Raw genomic sequence first — 17,722 nt, forward strand, 5'->3', positions numbered from 1 at the left:
CCGGATCAACGGCGGGCGGCCCGACGTGCCGCTGATGCGGTGAACTCGCTACCCCGGAACCCGGGTTCGAAATCGTACGCCGGGAAACCATCGTCCAGGCCATCGATGTAGTACCGCTCCGCTTTCAGGTCGTAAGTCATTTCCATGGTAGACCAGAACACCGGCTCACTGTAATAGCTGATGTTGTGAGCCTCGGAAACCCGCCACAGATTGCCCTTGGCATCATACTCCTCAGAAGCCAGAATCTGCCAGCTGTCCTCATCCACATAAAACACCCGACGATCATAGATGTGCCCAATGCCGGTTCTACGCCTGGCCTCGACAACCCACACGCGGTGGAGTTCATATCGTGTCAGCGCCTGGTTGATATGGCCGGGCCGGATCACGTCAGCTGGCTTCGCAGTCGGCCCGTGAAGTTTATAGGCATTGTAAGGCACGAACAGTTCGCGCTTGCCCTTTAGCTCCCAGTCGTACTGGTTCGGAGCACCGTTGTACATGTCTTTCTGGTCCACCGAACGCAGTGACGATGAGTTCGGCAGGTCCGTCTCATAGGCCAGGTTCGGAGACCGGCGAAGGCGGCGGGACCCGGCATCATAGCGCCAGGCGAGACGCGGCGAACGCACCTGGTCCAGGGTTTCGTGAACCAGGGTAATGGTCCCGGCCAGGGACGATGGCGAAACGGTGTCGGTTTTCAGGTAGAAAATCTTGTTGTCAATTTCTGTAAGTTCGGCACCTTTCTGACTGTAGGCAAAAAAGTAACTGTAATCATTCACCACGGAGTTGAACGAGCCGTCCACCTGAGGCGTTGCAGAAGCGCTGCGAAAGCCAATCTCCTCGCCCCGATAGCGCAGAATGTGGTTCCAGATGACCTCCAGGCCACTGGCAGGAATCGGGAACGGGCTGGTCATGATGGTGTTCCGGACGCCATTGCCATTATCAAGCAACTCGGCAGTAACCGCATTTTCCCGGTACTTGTCGTATACATGCTCTGGAAATGCCGCTGTGCGCCGGGTCTGATACACCGGCATGAAGAAATCCGGGCCGTACTTCTCAAGCATGGCAATGTGGCCGCCCGAAAGCTTGTCCCGATAGAGGTCAAGATTGTCCGCGGTAATCACAAACAGGGCTTCATCTTCCGGGAATGGGTCTGTCTCCACCTGCCCCTTACGCCAGCCTTCCGGCGGCTGGGTAAGACCTCCGGTCCACTTGGGAATACTACCCGAGGAATTTGCGCCCCGTTCGGCACCGACCGGAGTGAGATCATCTCCCAGGCGCTGGGCCTCGGAGGCTGTGACCTTGGACAGGGCTTGTCCGGACAAACCGAGGAAAACCGCTGCAACACCTGCAACAATGTGGCTTCGCATCCCTTACACCTCCAGAAATTCATGCTGTTGGACAGCCGCAACAATCAGGGCTCGTTCAGCCGGGCGCCTTTTTTGCCAAATTAAAACGCCCGTTTCAAGTGAATGTTTGTATTTAATTGTGAATCTTCTCTGGCAACCACATGCGCGCCTCAGCCACTCCTCCCGAACGACAGCTGCAGAAATTTTCTGTCAGAAATGGTATAGTGGCGGATTAATTTTCCGAGGTTTACGCCCACGTTCGGGGATTGCAGGTAATTCATGGCCTCACAATGGCATTCACTGGTTTCTCAGAAACTGTTCCTCGCCCGGACACTGCTAGGTCAACTTGACCGGGCAACGGCTCAGAATGAAGAACATGCACCCAACGAAGCAGAGCAGGCACTACGCCGCGAAGCGGCGATACAGGGGGCCACCGAGTTACTTTTGAGATCCAGACGCCTGCTACTGGTGATGATTGCCCGGCTATACCAGAATAAGTCCGAAGACCCTTCAACACTGGACGATCTGGCCTCGGCAATTGGAGAGGAACCCAGCGAAGTAAACCGGCTGCGGGAGATCGAGAACAGATCAGGAAGCTGGTGGAACCATCTGGATCAGCTGGAAATGGCCCAGAGCCGGCCGCCGGCAACCCGAAAAACAGTCAGTACGGATAATATCATTGCGGTATCCGCAGACTCAGGCCCGGACCGCTCTGCCGCGGCGTTGTTAAAAACACTCAATGCCGTCAAACACTTTGCCGACGATCTGGAAGAACAGCACAGCGAGTGGTAAGCGCATAAAGCTGCCCGTTATCCGGATCTCAACTACTGAAAGGTTTATTGAATGTCACCATCGTTTTTTGAAATCGTACAATTGACCAATGGCGACTATGCTCTGCGCCGGATCGACGATGACAGCGCTCCGCTGGTGAAGATCTCGTTCTCGGAAGAAGCGCGGGAACTGATGGAAGATCGCGACCTGTCCGTTGCCAAGGCGATGATCGCCGCGGGCATTGAAGCTGTCGGCAACGTCGCACACGATATCGACTGGGAAGACGATGAGCTGGACGCCCCGGACGCCCAGCCCTCCTACACGCTGCACTGAGCGGTTAGCGCTGCCTTAACACCACACCGTGGCTGTTACCCTCTGCTGATGCCTTTTGCAGGGAATCGAAGGCAGCCCGACCCAGTTTCCTGGTCCACATGACAACCGCATGGCAAGTACCAGCGCTCAGGGCGCGCTCTGCCAGTTCCTGCGCGGGGTATTCCTGGGTAGAGCGGAGCACCAACAGCTCGCCGGCAATAATTCCGTGCATTTTCTGCCATTTGCTAACCAGCGCCTGAGGCGGGTCAATCCACGCCAGCCAGCGCTTTTCCTGGTTCAGCTGAGTTAGCATAGGCAGCAGCAACTGGAAATTTTCTACCTGCCCCTGCGGCAGGATAATTTCAGTCACATTTCCAGCAGCAGGCGCTTCCGTGGTATCCGGGGTGCGTCGGGCGCGAATGACGGAACGTCGCTCACGGGCTGCAGCTGCCGGCACTGAACAGGACAGAGCGTTGTGTTGGTATGCCAGATTCTGATTAAAGCTCAGTTGTTCCATAATTCACCCGATTCTCAATAAATCTGTGGTTACCCGGCCGGATCAGTGCAGATCAGAACGGCGGATAACGCCTACACCAAGACCTTCTATGAACAGTTCCTGTTCTTTCAGGTCGATCTCGATAGGCGCGAACTCGTCATTCTCGGCAATCAGATAGACTTTCGAGCCTTCCTTGCGAAAACGCTTAACCGTGACTTCATCCCCCACCCGGGCAACGACCACCTGGCCGTTATGTACATCCTGGGTGCTGTGAACCGCGAGCAGATCGCCGTCCAGAATACCGATGTCCTTCATGCTCATGCCCCGCACCCGCAGCAGGTAATCAGCCGACGGTGAAAAGAACTCCGGCCGAAGGGTGCAGTGATCCTCAATGTGCTCCTGCGCAAGAATCGGACTACCGGCGGCCACCTGACCAATCACCGGCAAACCCAGATCCTCTTCTGCCTCAGGCAGACGGATGCCCCGGCTTGCCCCGGGCACCATTTCAATGGCGCCCTTCCGGGCAAGCGCCCGCAGGTGCTCTTCAGCGGCATTGGCTGAACGAAAACCCAGCTCGGCTGCAATTTCCGCCCGGGTGGGCGGGTAGCCGGTCTCGTCAACGTATCGGCGGATAATGTCCAGTACCTGGGATTGTCTTGCTGTAAGCTTCATTAAGCTGCTCCGCTTGATCAGGGCCGGCATTCCCGCTTTAAAAGGGACACCCGAAGGGGCGCCGGCAAACCTGTTTTTATATACAGTGATTTGACTATATACAGTGTTTTATCCAGTGTAAAGTCACCACCCTGATTTTCTTGCCAGCGCTTAACAATGACGATCAGTACCGGTGTGATATGGTGAGGTCATGACTCACTATCTACCCGGGAGCACCATGACAGGGACCACGGCCTGCAGAATGCCCGATGTTCTGAAAACCACAGAAGGAAAGGAGCGCAGGGTTGGCGTTGAAATTGAAATGTCCGGTCTTGGCTACGACGAACTGGTAGCTCTTGTTGCAAAGCTGCTGGGAGGAACACCGGTCCTGCAGTCGCGGTACGTGACCACGCTCAAGACAGAGCTGGGTGAATTCACGGTTGAACTGGATTCCGACCCCATCAAGGATCTTGATCTGGCCGATGAGCGGCTTCCCCGTTCGATTCGGGAATTAGGCGGCCAGGCAATGGGTGTGATTGATGCCGCTGCGGAAAGGATCGTTCCGCTGGAAATCATCAGCCCACCGCTGCCATTTGCCAGCCTGGAAGCGGTCGAATCCCTGGTCGATAATCTTCGGGAGGCCGGCGCCCTTGGCAGCCGTGATGCCATCTACTTCGCCTTCGGCCTCCAGCTCAATCCCGAGCTGCCGGACCTCAAGCCGGCAACGCTGGTGCGCTACTTCCAGGCCTTCACCCTTCTGTATGACTGGCTCAAGGCAAGGCACCAGCTTGATGTCAGCCGAAAGTTCACGACGTATATCGAACCCTGGCACAATCGGTATACCGAACTGCTTATGGAAGACGACTATCAGCCGGATCTGCCGCAGCTGATGGAGGATTACCTGGAGTTCAATCCAACCCGGAACCGGGCCCTGGACCTTCTGCCCCTGTTTGCCCATCTCGATCATGAGCGGCTGGATCGCCACGTTAGGGACCCAAGGATCAAAAGCCGGCCAACCCTGCATTACCGGCTTCCGGATTGCGATATCGACAACGCGGGCTGGCATTTTTCATCCGTCTGGAATGACTGGGTGGTGCTCGAACGCTTAGCCAACAATCCAGACGATCTGTCGGAGATGCGCGCTCTGTTCCGTGAACGCCGAAAACTCAACCTGCACAATCTGACCCACAGCTGGCTGGAAACCACTGAAAACTGGCTTGCCAGGAAGGGCTATGTCTGAGCAGTCTGAGAACCCTGGCCGGGAACCGGAAACTCCGGGACTGACCATCGGTATCAGCGGCCCCGCACGAAAGAGCCTGGCACACCGTCTGATCAGCCTCGGCCTGAGACTGCATGGGGCCAGGACCTACTACATCCGGCCAGGCTCCCGGGTGGATGTATCCCTGCTCGACGGCCTTGTGTTGTCCGGTGGCACCCACGTGCACCCGGAACGCTATGGCCAGGAACCGAAGGTTACCGCACGTTATGACCGCATGCGGGATGCCACCGATCAGTCACTGCTGGAACAGGCAGAAAGAATTGGTATTCCGGTGCTGGGTATCTGCCGCGGCGCCCAGTTCATCAACGTTTTCCACAATGGTTCCCTGTGCCAGAACGTGACACCTCTGCGAGTGAATACAAGGCATCGTCCTCTGTTGTTACCGCTGCAGACGGTTCGTCTGGTTGAACCCAGCAGGCTACGGGAAGTGATGGAGTCCCCGGTGATTGGCGCCAACCGGATTCACAGCCAGACCATCAAGCGCCTGGGCCGGAACCTGCGCGTTACCGCGGTTGACAACGATCTGTTTGTTCAGGCCATTGAAAACACCCGGGGCCAATGGCTGATGGGCATTCAGTGGCATCCGGAGTATTTGCTTTACCACAGCGGGCACAGACGCATCTTCGGCAATTTCGTGGACGCCGCCCGCCGATTCAAACTGGCACGCCTGGAACCCGATTCCGACGACGCCTGATATCAATGCTGCATGCACAGGAGGAACTTCCATGGCTGGACGGAACCAAAAGTCCCGTTTTCTTCTTTCCCTCGCCCTGATGGCACCGGCGCTGACCCTGGCGGGCGAAGTCACGCTCGCTGGCGAGGGCAGTGTTCGCTATGAGCCGGACAGCGCCAGGCTTCAGTTCACCGCCAGTGCGGAACATGCACTTCCGCAGAAGGCCACGGAAAAGGTGGCAACAATGGTGACCCAATGGCGCGACGGAATCAGCCGCTATCGGGACCAACTCGAGGAATATTCCGATTCCAACGTCAACCTTTATACTCGCACCCTGCCCCCTGAAGAACGGGGCGAAGAGCCGCAAAAGCAGGCCATGGCGTCCCAGACCATCAGTTTCAGCATCAAGGACCTGACTCTGCTTAACCCCTTGTTGCAACAGGCTCAGGCCCTGGGACTGGACTACAGTCTGGGCCCCCACCAGTTTTTCCACTCGGATGAACCCGGTATGGAGCAGGAAGCGCTAGCCAGGGCCATTTCCGATGCCAAAGCCCGCTGCAGTTTCGTGGCCAGCCAGCTTGACCACACCTGCGGGGATGTCGTGACCATCAACGTCAATGGCGGCCATCGCCCGGTACCGATGATGAGGGCGGAAGCCAAAGCCATGTCAGATACCGTGTCCAGCGTCGGTGAACGGGAAATCCGGGCTTCGGTCAGTGCCACTTTCGAACTGGACTGACGTCAGAAGTCACGGGTGTAGAAGATATCCAGGGAAGCCGCCAGACCACTGGCGGCTTCCAGGTAGAAATACTTGCCAAGGTCATATCTCAGTGCGACGGTAGTAATCGGCTCGAAAATCCCCACGCCATAACGCACGCTCAGATCATCGGTCAGATAACCACTGGCCACCACCGAGGTCTGCTCGCCGGCGCCCTCGGCTTCAAGGGTCAGCTGGCGAATACCGAACTCCTCCCCGATTTGCCCCGTCACCTTGTTTGCCTGGGTCAGGCCCAGTGACAGTGCAGCCCGGCTCATCTGTCCCTCGTCGCCCCTGCTCTGGGGAGCGCGCCCCAGAATCAGGTAGGACAACGCATCAGTCTGCGGCATATCGGGATTGGAGAAGACCTCTGTGTTGGGCGACTCAACCGGGCCACTGAGGCGAATGCCGGCGACGACCGTACCCACTTCCCGCACCGCTTCAATGTCGAGATAAGGCTGTGTCAGATTGCCAACAAACAGCAGCCGGGCCCGCCTCAGTGTAAGCTCCTGACCGAAAGCTTCGTACTGACCATTGACCAACTGCAGGGTCCCGCGGGTGTCCATATTGTTGGTAATTCTAAGGGTGCCTTCCAGGTCACCCGTTACCCCTAATGCGGCAAACGATACCTTGTCTTCGCCCACCACAACGGTGACGTCCATATCCAGGGAACGGACAACCGGCTCTTCCTGCTCAACACCTACAATCACCTCATCTTCCGAGACAGAGACGGCCTGCGCCGGCAGCCCTTTTATCTCGATATCCCCCCGTGGTACGCCAACTTCACCGGAAACCTTCAGGGCTCCTTCCCGGAACGCTATTTTCAGGTCCGGCGCTATCTCAAGCCGGGCATAGGGCTCAAGGTTAAATGGGACCCGGTTTCCGGTAATGGTGATTTCTCCCTTTGGCGCCTGCTGCCAGTCAAACTCACCATCGATAATGGTCTGGCTTCGGGAATTACTCTGGATCCGACCATTGAGTTGTGCGGAATAGCCCGTGAACTCAAGACTCGCAACAATTTCTTCCATGGGCACCGGCAGCCTGGGGTCTGTGACCTTTCCATTGGTCAGATACACTTCGCCATTTACAGCCGGTTTCATCAGCGGGCCAGAGAGGCGGCCTTCCCCATCTACCTGGCCGGCGATTTCCTCAAGCCCGGTGAACAGCCCGGCAAGCGCAAGATCCAGCCCTTCGAGCCGGAAGGTCCCATCAACCTTCCGCTCCGTAGAGGTCGGGTCCAGCCCCATATCCAGCTCAAATTGACCCACTTCCGGCCCGGAAAGCCGGACCGCCAGATCTGCCTGCTGCGGTTTGAGGTTTATCTCGGTTGTGAAGACATTGTAGGCAAGCGGTTCCCAGTCGCCGTCCACCAGCACCTCGAATTCACCATCGCCGGCGTCCAGGAAAACCCGCCCATCCGGACCAGCATCCGTTGAGGTGAATTGTATTTCGCCATTGATCCGGGCATCCCAGCGCAGGGTTTCGGGCAAGAGCGGCGCCAGTGCAACAGTCGGGAACCGATCAATGGTATAGGCAATCCGGGGAACCGGGAGCAGGGTCTGGTCTTCTGCACAGACCGTGCTCTGCTGCCAGCGCCAGCAATGATTGCCAAAGGTAAGTTCGCCGCTGTCGATATAGGCCAGAGCTGCCGGAGATTCCAGTTGCCAGCGCTGGGACTGACCGGGCAAGGCGATAACACCGCGGGACAGCGCTCCCTGCCAGGTTTGCCAGTCTGGCCCGGCGCCACCTTCAAATTCCAGTTCCAGGTTCGCCTCCAGGTGGCTGGCATTGATAGCGACACTGTGCTGACCTTGAGTGCCAATCGCTTCAACATTGATCGATTCGAGTTCCTGCCCAAACGCCTTGATGTTGCCAGCCTCAAGCCGGCTTGCCAGGCTCAGGCCCGACTCCAGGCTCGCATCGAGGGACAGATTCCCGGCAACCAGTTCGTCCTGCCAGCTCAGGTCCCGGCCTGTTGCCGAAAGCTCCCCGGTCGGGTCCTCCGGCGTGCCGCCTGCGGTCAGGGTTGCTTTCAGGGTGCCGGCAAGGCCGGGAAATATCGCATCGGGCTCGTTTACCGCCAGTGCCAGATCGGCGCGCACACGATCGCCCCAGGTGCCGCTTCCTTCGAGGCTGTTCTCACCCACTGCCAGTTCAAGCCCGGAAAGCTCCCAACTGCCTGATGAGGTTTCGAGATTGCCCACAAGAGATGCAGGATTGGAGCGCCAGGCCCCCTCGAGATTCCAGCCCGCGGTCATTTCCGGAATCGCGCCTTGCCTGAGCTGCCCTTCGGTTGTTACCTCGCCACTGAGGCTGGCTTCCAGGAGGGGCACCCAGAAGCCGGGATTGAAGTCCTGAAGCTGCAACACAGCCTGCCAGGACAGGGAGCCGGAATAATTCACTGATCCGTTACCCGCGAGCGAACCGGCACCCGTTACAACCCTCAGATCCGTCACCTCAATTTTTTCCAGGTCGCCGTTGACCCTGGCAGACACTTCGGCCTTGCCCTGGGGGCTATCGACATCAGCGGTCAGCTCGGCCTGGTAGTTTCCCTCCTGCCAGGCAACGGTGCCATCCAGCGATTGAAGCGATACCGGCGGAGGCTCGAGGCCCGGAACCAGCGTATACCAGGGGAAGCCCCGCAGCCGGACGTCCGCACTGGCGTTCAGCCCGCCAGTCCAGTTCACTTTTCCGGTTGCGACCACAGTATCCTGACCAGCCCCGGACTCTTTGACAGTGGCCAGTTCAATACGGACGTTTTCCGCAGCCTGAGTGGTGACCAGGCCTTCGAGCAAGAGCTTTACCGGTCCGGCAGTGCCGGGCAACCGGGCCTGCCCACGGGTACGGAATCCCTTCTGCAAGCTGCCTTGCGCCTCTACAGACCAGTCCTGGAGGATCAGGGTTTCCGGCAGCGCCCGGGCCGCCAGGAAGTTGTCGGAGGTCAACTTGAAACGGGCCGGAAGCGCCGGATCCAGCGGCTCGACTTCTCCGGTCAATCTGGCATCGAGATAACCGCCGCTCTGAGCGTTAACCATCAGGTTCCGGACGCTGCCGGAGAGCGTGGCGTCCACGGTCCACTCATCACCGAATGGGGCTGGCAGGCTGGCCGTGAGCTCCAGGTCGACTGGCCAGTCCCGGCGAGTCTCAATCCGGCCGGAGGCACTGACGGTATAGTCCCCCAGCTGATACCAGAGGCGATCAATGTTCCAGGCCGCTCCGGATCCGCCTGCATCGAGCTCAAACCGGTCCCAGATTTTGTTGCCATTGAAGGTGAAGGTCCCCATCCGGACACCACTGACCCTCAGGGCGAGGGGCAGGTCAACGCCGGGCAGAGTTATCCCGCCACTGTCCCCGGATTTTTCAGCTGGAGGCAGCTGGGTAACCTCAAGCTTTTGTGCCTGAAGCATCTCCACACACAGTTGCTTACGGAACAGGCAAGAGGGCGACCAGTCCACCAATGGCGCCTGGATGACCACTTCAACGCCATAACCCCGCCATTCGAGATGATCGGCCTGCCACTGGCCAAACAGGGAGCCACGATCATTTTCCACCAGTAAGCCGGGCACCTGGTCAATCACCCAGGCGGTGCCGGTTTCGGAACGCAAGGCAAGCAGAACCGCCGCCAGCACTAAAAGCGGCAGGAGCACCAGAAGCCCCAGACACAAAAGCAGCCAGAACCGGAGGCGATGCCGTCCTCTCGGTCGCTCCGGATTCCTGTCTGGTGATTGCTCGGGTGTCTGTGTCACAGCTCGGGCCCCATGGAAAAGTGAATCCGCCAGCCGCCGCCGAACTGCGGATCCAGCCCCTTGGCAATATCCAGACGCAGCGGCCCGACCGGACTGATCCACCGAATACCCACACCGGCACCTGTGGCCAGCGGATCGTTCAGTTGGTTGATGGCGTTACCGTGATCCACGAACAGCGCCGCCCGCCACTGGTCTGCAAACTGGTACTGGTATTCAGCACTGCCGACCATCAGATAGCGGCCGCCCACCGGGACCCCGTTATCGTTTTCCGGCGACAGGGTTTCATAACCATAGCCCCGGACACTCTGGTCACCACCGGCAAAAAAGCGCAGTGAGGGGGGAACATCCTCAAACCGGTTGGTGGCAACGGCGCCCACCTGAAAGCGGGCCAGAAAACGGTGATTTTCCGCAAGGGTAAACAATCCCTTGGCCAGCGCATTCACATGGAGAATGTCCACGCTGGAGAGGACCGAGCGATGCGAGCCGGTCGCGTCAAACTGAAGACGGTAACCGCGGGAGGGATCCAGTTGCGAATCGGTATGGATTTTGGAGTAGCCAATGCCGGGCAGGAGCAGTGAACTGGTGCCTTTTTCATCGTCGCCGATGTTGTAGCGCTCCCCTTCCCAACGAAGCGACAATACCTGCAGCCAACCATCGTCAAGCTGATGCTGCCATTGTTGCCCGAAGGTCAGCAGTTCCGATTCGACATTTTCGATATCTTCTCTCTGATAGCCGCTGGTGAGCCGGATCAGGTCAGTCATGGGCGGATCCAGCGGCAGCTCATACCAGGCACTCACGCTTTGCCTGGGAGCGGACAGTTCCGTTTCCGCTCCGCGTTTGTGGCCCATGGGGTTGATCCAGTGCTCGCGCCAGGTGCCCGTCAACCGCGGCCCCACATCGGTCGAGAAACCGACACCCGCAGCCACCGACCGAGCCTCTCGCCTGGTAAGGGCGACGCTGACCGGGATCACTCCGTTTTCTGCGTTACCCGGGGAGGCATCGATATCCACCCCCCTGAAATAGCCGCTGCCCTGTAGATCATTGTTCAGCTTTGCAATCTCATCGGCATGATACGGTGTGCCTGGCGTGAAGCTAACGAACCGTTCCAGCAGATCGATTTCAAACCAGTGCCCCTCCGCAAAGGTAACGTCTCCCAGCCGGTATCGCTGCCCGCTGTCGTAAATCAGAGTGACCGTAGCGGTCCGGGCAGCGGGATCCACCTTCAGGGTGTGAGTCACAAACGAGCCATCAAAATACCCCCGACGGCGCGCACGGGTCTGGATGGTTTCGCGGAGCCTGGCATATTCGCCATGATTGAGAATATCGCCTTCCGCAGGTTGCGCCGGGAGATTGGCCGTGAACCGCTCATCCGAGGAAGCCTCTCCCCTGATTTCAACGGTGCGGTCAATGACCCTGACCGGCTCTCCGGGTTTAATGGTTAATATCAGTGTTGCGGTTGTTTCCGAATCTCCTTCCTGAATCCGCCAGTCGATCAACGGGCTGTAATACCCAAGTGCCCGCAACGCTTCCCGCGCCTGGCTGACCGCGGTAGGCGCATAGCGGCGAAGGTTACCCTCACTACGGCCCTCCACCTCACCAATAAATGCCTCGGCGTTCGCCCTGAGATCCGGGTAATCGCCTTCCAACCGTACTTCAACCTGTTGCGCGAAAACCCATTCGGGAGCGCAGCAAAGCAGAGCCACAAAAAGCCGGATCCGGCACGATTTCACAGCTTGGTAAATTGATAGCATCCGGCTATTTCAGTGTTGGTGGTAACAAGGAGGACTTCCATTCAAGCGTGGGAGTTTAATGGCAGACGGTCAAGTTAATCCATGGTTGGCCGCACGGCCTTTGGGCAGCGGCTTCAGGGCGAGTCGTTTGTACCTCTGAAATAAGCTAACCTGTCAGAGACTTAGCAACAACCCGGACTCTGGCGAATGCTGAAGATTAACCGAGAAAACCTCAAATCCAGCCACCAGCTCATCTGGTTCATCATCGATTTCCTGATGCTGGGCCTGTTGATTATCAACCTGGCGCTCATCATCTGGGACTCGATCTACAACTTTGTCGCCGTCCAGAATCTGCTGAAAGAGCAGGTGCCGACCATACAGTCCCTCTACCACCCGATCCACGAACGATTCATATTTTACGATCTGATCTTCGTCGCCATATTCCTGACCGAGTTTTTTGTACGCTGGGGTTACGCCATCAAGGCCAGGGTCTATGACCGCTGGTACTTCTACCCGTTTATCCACTGGTACGACCTGGTGGGCTGTATTCCTGTTGGCAGCCTGCGCTTCCTCCGTGTTCTGAGGATAATCTCCATCATCTACCGCCTGCACCAGTACAAAATTATTGATGTTACGAACACCAAGATCTACCGGTTCGTTAACTTCTATTACGAAGCGTTTATGGAAGAACTGTCGGACCGGATCGTACTCAAGGTACTCAGTGGTGTGCAGCAAGAGGTGCAACGGGGCTCCCCGCTATTCGAGAAGATCCAGCAGGATATTCTCTACCCCCGACGAGACATGCTGTCTGACTGGATTTCCAAACGAGTGGCCGAGGCCGCTCAGGAGGGCTATGTACCCAACCGCGGCGCCCTCAGAAGCTATCTGGAGGACAGAGTCGATAATGCACTAAAACAGAATCTGGAGCTGTCACGGCTGAAATATCTTCCGGTGGTAGGGCCCACCATACAGGAAACCCTGGAAGAGGCCGTGGGAGACATCGTTGCCCATGTCATCCACCAGATCCTTGAAGACCTGGCCTCGGCTTCCAATCACGCCTTCATTGAAGACATCGTGAACGTGTTCCTGCCGACACCCGGTGAGGAGCAGGCTGATGAAGCCCAGAACGAGGCACTGATCAATCTGATCATTGAAATAATTGATGCCGTCAAGGGCCAGGTGAAGGTAAAACACTGGCGCACCGAAATGCCCTGAGCAATCGGCAGCCATCCATTACCACCCTAATAATAAAGAGACCATCCATGGATGCACCGCACCTTCCATTGCACTATCAGCCGGCCCATGAACTCCTGGGCCAACTGGAGGCCGGGACCCTGACCAGCGAGGCACTAATGACTGCCCTGCTGGCACGAATACGTGAGCATAACCCTGCCATCAACGCGATCGTCACGCTGGATGAACAGAGCGCAATGACCAGCGCCCGCGAAGCCGATAAACAGCGTGTGGCAAATATCGCTAAAGGGCCACTTCATGGATTACCGCTTACCCTGAAAGATACCTGGGAAGTGGCAGGAATGCCCTGTACCGCAGGTGCGCCGGCACTCAGAAACCACAGGCCTGAAATCCATGCTGATATCGTGCAGCGCCTGGCGAACGCCGGGGCGATCATTCTGGGCAAGACCAACGTGCCGATCTATGCCACCGACCTGCAAAGCTATAACAAACTGTTTGGCGTAACCAACAACCCCCACAATTCCGCCCACACTCCCGGCGGGTCCTCCGGTGGCGCCGCTGCGGCACTGGCGGCCGGCATGACGCCCCTGGAGGTGGGTAGTGATCTGGCCGGCTCCATTCGCATACCCGCGCATTTCTGCGGCGTGTTTGGCCACAAGCCTACGCGTTCGCTGGTTTCCTTTCGGGGCCACATCCCCGGCCCTCCCGGCACCCAGTCCCGGCCAGATCTGGTGGAGGGCGGCCCAATGGCCCGCAATGCCAGAGATCTTGAACTGCTGTTGAAGGTCATTGCCGGCCCCAGACCCGTTGAGGAACGCAGCTGGGCCCTGAATATGTGGCCATCAAATCTTCAATCCATCGATCAGGCCAGGGTCGGCTTATGGCTTGAAGATTCCCTGTGCCCGGTCGAAAAGGAACTCACCGAAGGTTATCGCGCACTGGGCAAGTCCCTGGCCGACAAAGGCGCCCTGGTGGCGGAGGCGAGCCATCCCCTGCTCAGCCTGGAGCATATCCTGCCCCCCTACTTTAACTTGCTGGGCAGCCTGCTCAGCACCTCCCTGAAACCCGCCCAGCGCCGGCAAATGAAATGGATTGCGCGGCTCGGGCCCTGGCTGAGATTCCTGGGTCCCACGACACCGTTTATCGGTGAATACGGGCGAGGCGTGAATCAATCCGTGTATCAGTGGATGGCCTGGAGTGAGATGCGGGAGAAAATGCGGGCGGAGATCGAGTCCCTGTTCCGGGAGGTGGATGTACTGCTCACCCCGGTCACGCCCACCACCGCCATCCGGCACGACCATTCACACCCGGCGTTCAAGCGCCGCATCACTGTTGCCGGCCAGCCACGGGCCTACATGGACCAGTTCTGCTGGATTGCCTTCGCCACCCTGCTGGGCCTGCCGGCCACCTCCGTACCGATCGGGCGCACGGACGATGGCTTGCCGTTCAATGTTCAGGTGATTGGTGCGCCGGGAATGGACCTCACGACGATCCGGTTTGCGCAATTGCTGGAGGAAGCCGGGCTTGCCGGGTTTGTGAAGCCGGAAGGTCTTTGAAAAGCAGGAAAGCCGTTCATTCAGTAGACGTCCTCCAGATACCGCCCTTCGGCTCTTAGCGTTTCAACATCGGTTGCCAGGGGTTTGAGGATGTCTTCAATGACGTGCTTCACTCCAGCTGCCATATCCCTGCCACCACAGACCAGAATCTGAGCTCCCGCATTAACCATCTGGCGCACAGCCATCTGATCCTGCCTGAGCTTATCCTGAACATAAGCGCGCTCGTCAGATCGCGAGAACGCCGTATTCAGCCCGGTCAGCCGATGGTCGTCAAGGTAGCGCCATAGCTCGGGTTGGTACAGAAAATCAGATTTCGAACTGCGTCCGCCCCAATAAAGGTACATAGGGTTGCGTTCGGTATTTTTTCGGATAAAACCGGTCAATGGGCCAATCCCGGCACCGGCTCCGATTAGAATGACCGGCGCGTTACCGGTGGCGGGCCGAAAGCCGGGATTGTGGCGGATGAATCCATCAATTCGATCACCCGGTCTGAGCCCGTGCAAATACCCGGAGCAAAGACCGCCAGGCTGTTTGCGGACGCATATCTCCAAAACCCCGTCAGTGGCAGAGGATGCAAGAGAATAGAACCTCGGGCCCTGCCCGTGCGGAGGCATCACGCCCAGCAGATCGCCCGCTTCGAATTGTGGCAGAGTCTTGCCGGCTCGGGGGAGAAACGTCGGCCACCAGCCCCGTCCCTGCTCCGCCGTCTTGAAACGCAGGATACTGGTAGGTGCCTGCACCGCAACCCCGTAATCCGCCCGCTCTACCAGCTCCAGCTTTACCGTGGACTGCGGCAACGGATCGTAGGTCAGCGCAAGCGGTGTCCCGATACGCTTACCGACCTTGTCTCCCCACTCACTGAATTGCGAAGCGGAACACCGGTCAATCAGCTCAATGGTATGCAAACGGCTCAGTCCTTTGCTGGCGAGCGCCGCATCCACCTCCACTGCAAACTGACAGAAGTTCGGAAACTGTCGGTCACCAAAGCCCAGCACGGCGTATTTCAGAGTCTTCTCGCCCCGGAAATCACGGAGCCTGGCCATAAAGCTCCGAGCGGACGCCGGCGCGTCGCCGTCGCCATAGGTCGAGGTCAGCACAAAAAGCATGGAAGCCTGGGGATAACGGTCAGCCAATGCGTTCATCTCGGCACAATGCACCCGAAAACCTGCCTTGTTCAGGCTGGCGTGGAGTTCCCGGGCAAACCCCCAGGTGGTATTACCTTCGGAGCCGACGAGGATGATGGTATCCGCCTGAGAGGCATCGGCATTGTCCGGAAACTTCCCTGACGAGCGGCGTCGCTGCCACCAGATTGTTATTCCCGTCACCGACAGCACCGGTATGGTCAGCGCCGCGACTCCGAGAATCAGGCCCAGCCACCACAGGCCCTCGCCGGTATGCAAACTGACGATCCACTGCTGGAATACGCTACCGTCAGAGCGAGGCTGATACTTAAGCAGCTCTCCGGTCGCCTGATCAACAAATCCGGAACCACCGCTGGTTGTCAGGGAATAGACATCCTGCGGGTCATCTGGATAGGGAAACACCAATTCCCGTAGTTCGCTCAGGTCAACATTCGAGAGCGCGCCCAGCGTCGCCACCGGAGCCGGTTGCCCGCCAGAGACCTCAGCAGGAAACATGGGCCCGATTTCGACCGGTTCGGGCAACAAACCAAAACGCTGAGCTGACAGGTAACTGCCGGTCAACGCTGACAGCAGCAACCCGAGAACGGCAAACCGGGCCAGTTCAGAGTGAATCCGTTTGTTACCGGAACCGGCGAACGGCCGTAACAAAGCCTTCCAGCCGCCGGCCCGGCGGACCAGCAGCAGGATCCCGGAGATGCACAGCAGTACCATGACAGCGGCCATCACCCCCGCCAACATCCGGCCTGCGTCATCCACCAGAAACGAGCGATGCAGATCCTTGATCCAGGTAAAAAAAGGCGATGGCTCATAGGGCGCAATGCCCTCTCCGGTCAAGGGGCTGACCAGGTCCGCCCCGGGCTGGCCGTCACGGCTGTAATACACGACCACTCCACCGGACGGGCCCCGCACAATCTGTTCGGTTCCCGGGTAATGGGCCACCACCCGTCCTGCCAGCTCCGCCACGCTCACCTCGCCAGAAGCCGGGATCACTGCTGCCGCCCTGTCCATCGCCGGCGCCAGGGCCAGAACCGCCCCGGTGATAGCGAGCGTAATCAGGAACAACGCCGCCAGCAGCCCCGGTAAACCGTGCAATTGTCGTAACATTGCCTTAGCTCCTGCCAGTCGGTTAAAAGTCGTAGCGGAATGAGGCAACATAACCACGCCCGGTGACCGGTTTGCCGGCACCGTCGCTGGTCAGTGGTACGGCGACATCCGCCCGATTGTCCCGCATGTCCTCAACGGCGGTGTCGACACGGACTTCGTGGCCACTGTCGATCAGGGCATCATCCAGATTAAGGGTGATTTTCAGGGTTCGCCCGCTGGTTATACTGGCTCCGGTCAGGCCATCATATTCAGCCGGATTGAGCCTGCTGCCGCGCGCCCAGCCACTCAGGTGTTTGTAGTATTTGGATTTTTTACCCGCAATCCAGAGAGTTCCCTGGTAGTTACCGGCAGCATCCGTGAGGTAAAGCGCCAGGTAGGCGCCATCGCCGCCATAGTTGAGCAATTCGGTCGTGAAGGTCACTTCACGAGCCTGTGCAAGAGCCGGCAACGCAACTGCAATAGCCAGGCCCAGCGCAATAACAATCTTTTTCATACAGTCTCTCCGGTAAAAACGTAAAGCGCGCAAAAAGTAAACAGAAAGAACAGTCCGGTTATTCAACCGTTACAGTGGGACGGCCCTTGACGATGCCATTGCTGGGAGCCGGCGCCTGGCCATTGACCTGGGCACCTTCCTGCCTTTGATTGCCGTAGCCGCGATCGTCGTCCTCATCGTCGTCGTCATCGTCTTCTTCCCGTTCCATTTCCATCAACTTCAGGGAAGCCGGTGCAAAAGACGCCTCTGCCCGATAACCCTCCGGCGCCAGGCCTTTTACCTCATAACAACCGTCATCCACCTTGATGCGGTATACCTTCCAGCCTTCGCCTTCCAGTTTCTGGCGGAGGTTTTCCCGGGGCTGCCAATTGGCCACCGGATCATCACAATCGTCGTCAGCCAGCAGCGGAGTGCCCACCAACAATAAAGCAAGGCTTAAAATCACGGGTTTGGTCTTCATGAAATGTCTCCTGTT

15 protein-coding genes are annotated in these 17,722 nt (G+C 58.1%); 7 read left to right on the forward strand and 8 right to left on the reverse strand.

Features of this window, described 5'->3' with window-relative positions; all coding sequences use genetic code 11:
• Window positions 1-5 precede the first annotated feature (5 nt).
• Window positions 6-1,364, reverse strand: a complete 1,359-nt coding sequence (locus tag CLH62_RS03705) for a DUF1329 domain-containing protein (RefSeq protein ID WP_099616782.1) — start codon at window positions 1,362-1,364, stop codon at window positions 6-8.
• 258 nt (window positions 1,365-1,622) lie between these two features.
• On the opposite strand from CLH62_RS03705, the gene CLH62_RS03710 reads away from it, so the two are divergent.
• The gene (locus tag CLH62_RS03710; protein ID WP_099616783.1) at window positions 1,623-2,135 is read left to right on the forward strand and encodes a DUF6586 family protein; all 513 of its coding nucleotides are present in this window, start codon (window positions 1,623-1,625) and stop codon (window positions 2,133-2,135) included.
• A 51-nt stretch (window positions 2,136-2,186) separates the two neighbouring features.
• The gene (locus CLH62_RS03715; protein WP_099616784.1) at window positions 2,187-2,447 is read left to right on the forward strand and encodes a hypothetical protein; all 261 of its coding nucleotides are present in this window, start codon (window positions 2,187-2,189) and stop codon (window positions 2,445-2,447) included.
• A 4-nt stretch (window positions 2,448-2,451) separates the two neighbouring features.
• Here the strand turns inward: CLH62_RS03715 and CLH62_RS03720 are convergent, their stop codons facing one another.
• Both CLH62_RS03720 and lexA read right to left on the reverse strand, forming a co-directional pair.
• A complete protein-coding gene (locus CLH62_RS03720; protein WP_099616785.1) occupies window positions 2,452-2,943 on the reverse strand; it encodes a cell division inhibitor SulA in 492 nt (163 codons plus the stop codon).
• Between the two features lie 42 nt (window positions 2,944-2,985).
• Window positions 2,986-3,594, reverse strand: coding sequence for a transcriptional repressor LexA (gene lexA, locus CLH62_RS03725; protein ID WP_099617613.1), 609 nt, complete (start codon window positions 3,592-3,594; stop codon window positions 2,986-2,988).
• A 217-nt stretch (window positions 3,595-3,811) separates the two neighbouring features.
• On the opposite strand from lexA, the gene CLH62_RS03730 reads away from it, so the two are divergent.
• The 3 genes from CLH62_RS03730 to CLH62_RS03740 are packed head-to-tail and all read left to right on the forward strand — an operon-like array spanning window position 3,812 to window position 6,264.
• A complete protein-coding gene (locus CLH62_RS03730; protein ID WP_099616786.1) occupies window positions 3,812-4,813 on the forward strand; it encodes an amidoligase family protein in 1,002 nt (333 codons plus the stop codon).
• Window positions 4,806-5,546: a gamma-glutamyl-gamma-aminobutyrate hydrolase family protein gene (locus tag CLH62_RS03735; RefSeq protein ID WP_099616787.1), complete on the forward strand. Its 741-nt coding sequence runs from the start codon at window positions 4,806-4,808 to the stop codon at window positions 5,544-5,546. Before CLH62_RS03730 ends, CLH62_RS03735 begins: the two co-directional genes overlap by 8 nt.
• A 31-nt stretch (window positions 5,547-5,577) precedes the next feature.
• Window positions 5,578-6,264, forward strand: a complete 687-nt coding sequence (locus CLH62_RS03740; RefSeq protein WP_099616788.1) for an SIMPL domain-containing protein — start codon at window positions 5,578-5,580, stop codon at window positions 6,262-6,264.
• A 2-nt stretch (window positions 6,265-6,266) separates the two neighbouring features.
• Here the strand turns inward: CLH62_RS03740 and CLH62_RS03745 are convergent, their stop codons facing one another.
• Window positions 6,267-10,028 (reverse strand): translocation/assembly module TamB domain-containing protein, encoded by a 3,762-nt coding sequence (locus tag CLH62_RS03745; protein ID WP_211285637.1) that lies wholly within the window; start codon window positions 10,026-10,028, stop codon window positions 6,267-6,269.
• Window positions 10,025-11,779 (reverse strand): autotransporter assembly complex protein TamA, encoded by a 1,755-nt coding sequence (locus CLH62_RS03750; RefSeq protein ID WP_211285639.1) that lies wholly within the window; start codon window positions 11,777-11,779, stop codon window positions 10,025-10,027. Before CLH62_RS03750 ends, CLH62_RS03745 begins: the two co-directional genes overlap by 4 nt.
• Window positions 11,780-11,965: 186 nt before the next feature.
• Here CLH62_RS03750 and CLH62_RS03755 point away from each other — a divergent pair, with 186 nt between their 5' ends.
• Entirely contained in the window at window positions 11,966-12,973 is a 1,008-nt protein-coding gene (locus CLH62_RS03755) for a hypothetical protein (RefSeq protein WP_099616789.1), read from the forward strand.
• 47 nt (window positions 12,974-13,020) lie between these two features.
• Window positions 13,021-14,508, forward strand: a complete 1,488-nt coding sequence (locus CLH62_RS03760) for an amidase family protein (RefSeq protein WP_099616790.1) — start codon at window positions 13,021-13,023, stop codon at window positions 14,506-14,508.
• 20 nt (window positions 14,509-14,528) lie between these two features.
• On the opposite strand, the gene CLH62_RS03765 is transcribed toward CLH62_RS03760, so the two are convergent.
• Genes CLH62_RS03765 through CLH62_RS03775 form a run of 3 tightly spaced genes read right to left on the reverse strand, consistent with a single transcriptional unit; the run spans window position 14,529 to window position 17,707 of the window.
• Window positions 14,529-16,754, reverse strand: coding sequence for a PepSY domain-containing protein (locus CLH62_RS03765; protein ID WP_099616791.1), 2,226 nt, complete (start codon window positions 16,752-16,754; stop codon window positions 14,529-14,531).
• Between the two features lie 22 nt (window positions 16,755-16,776).
• Window positions 16,777-17,247, reverse strand: a complete 471-nt coding sequence (locus CLH62_RS03770) for a DUF2271 domain-containing protein (RefSeq protein ID WP_099616792.1) — start codon at window positions 17,245-17,247, stop codon at window positions 16,777-16,779.
• Window positions 17,248-17,305: 58 nt separating this feature from the next.
• Complete coding sequence (locus CLH62_RS03775; protein ID WP_099616793.1) at window positions 17,306-17,707, reverse strand: PepSY domain-containing protein; 402 nt, start codon at window positions 17,705-17,707, stop codon at window positions 17,306-17,308.
• Between the last annotated feature and the right edge of the window lie 15 nt (window positions 17,708-17,722).

Origin of the sequence: Marinobacter guineae (assembly GCF_002744735.1) — a bacterium.
GTDB classification, from domain to species: domain Bacteria; phylum Pseudomonadota; class Gammaproteobacteria; order Pseudomonadales; family Oleiphilaceae; genus Marinobacter; species Marinobacter guineae.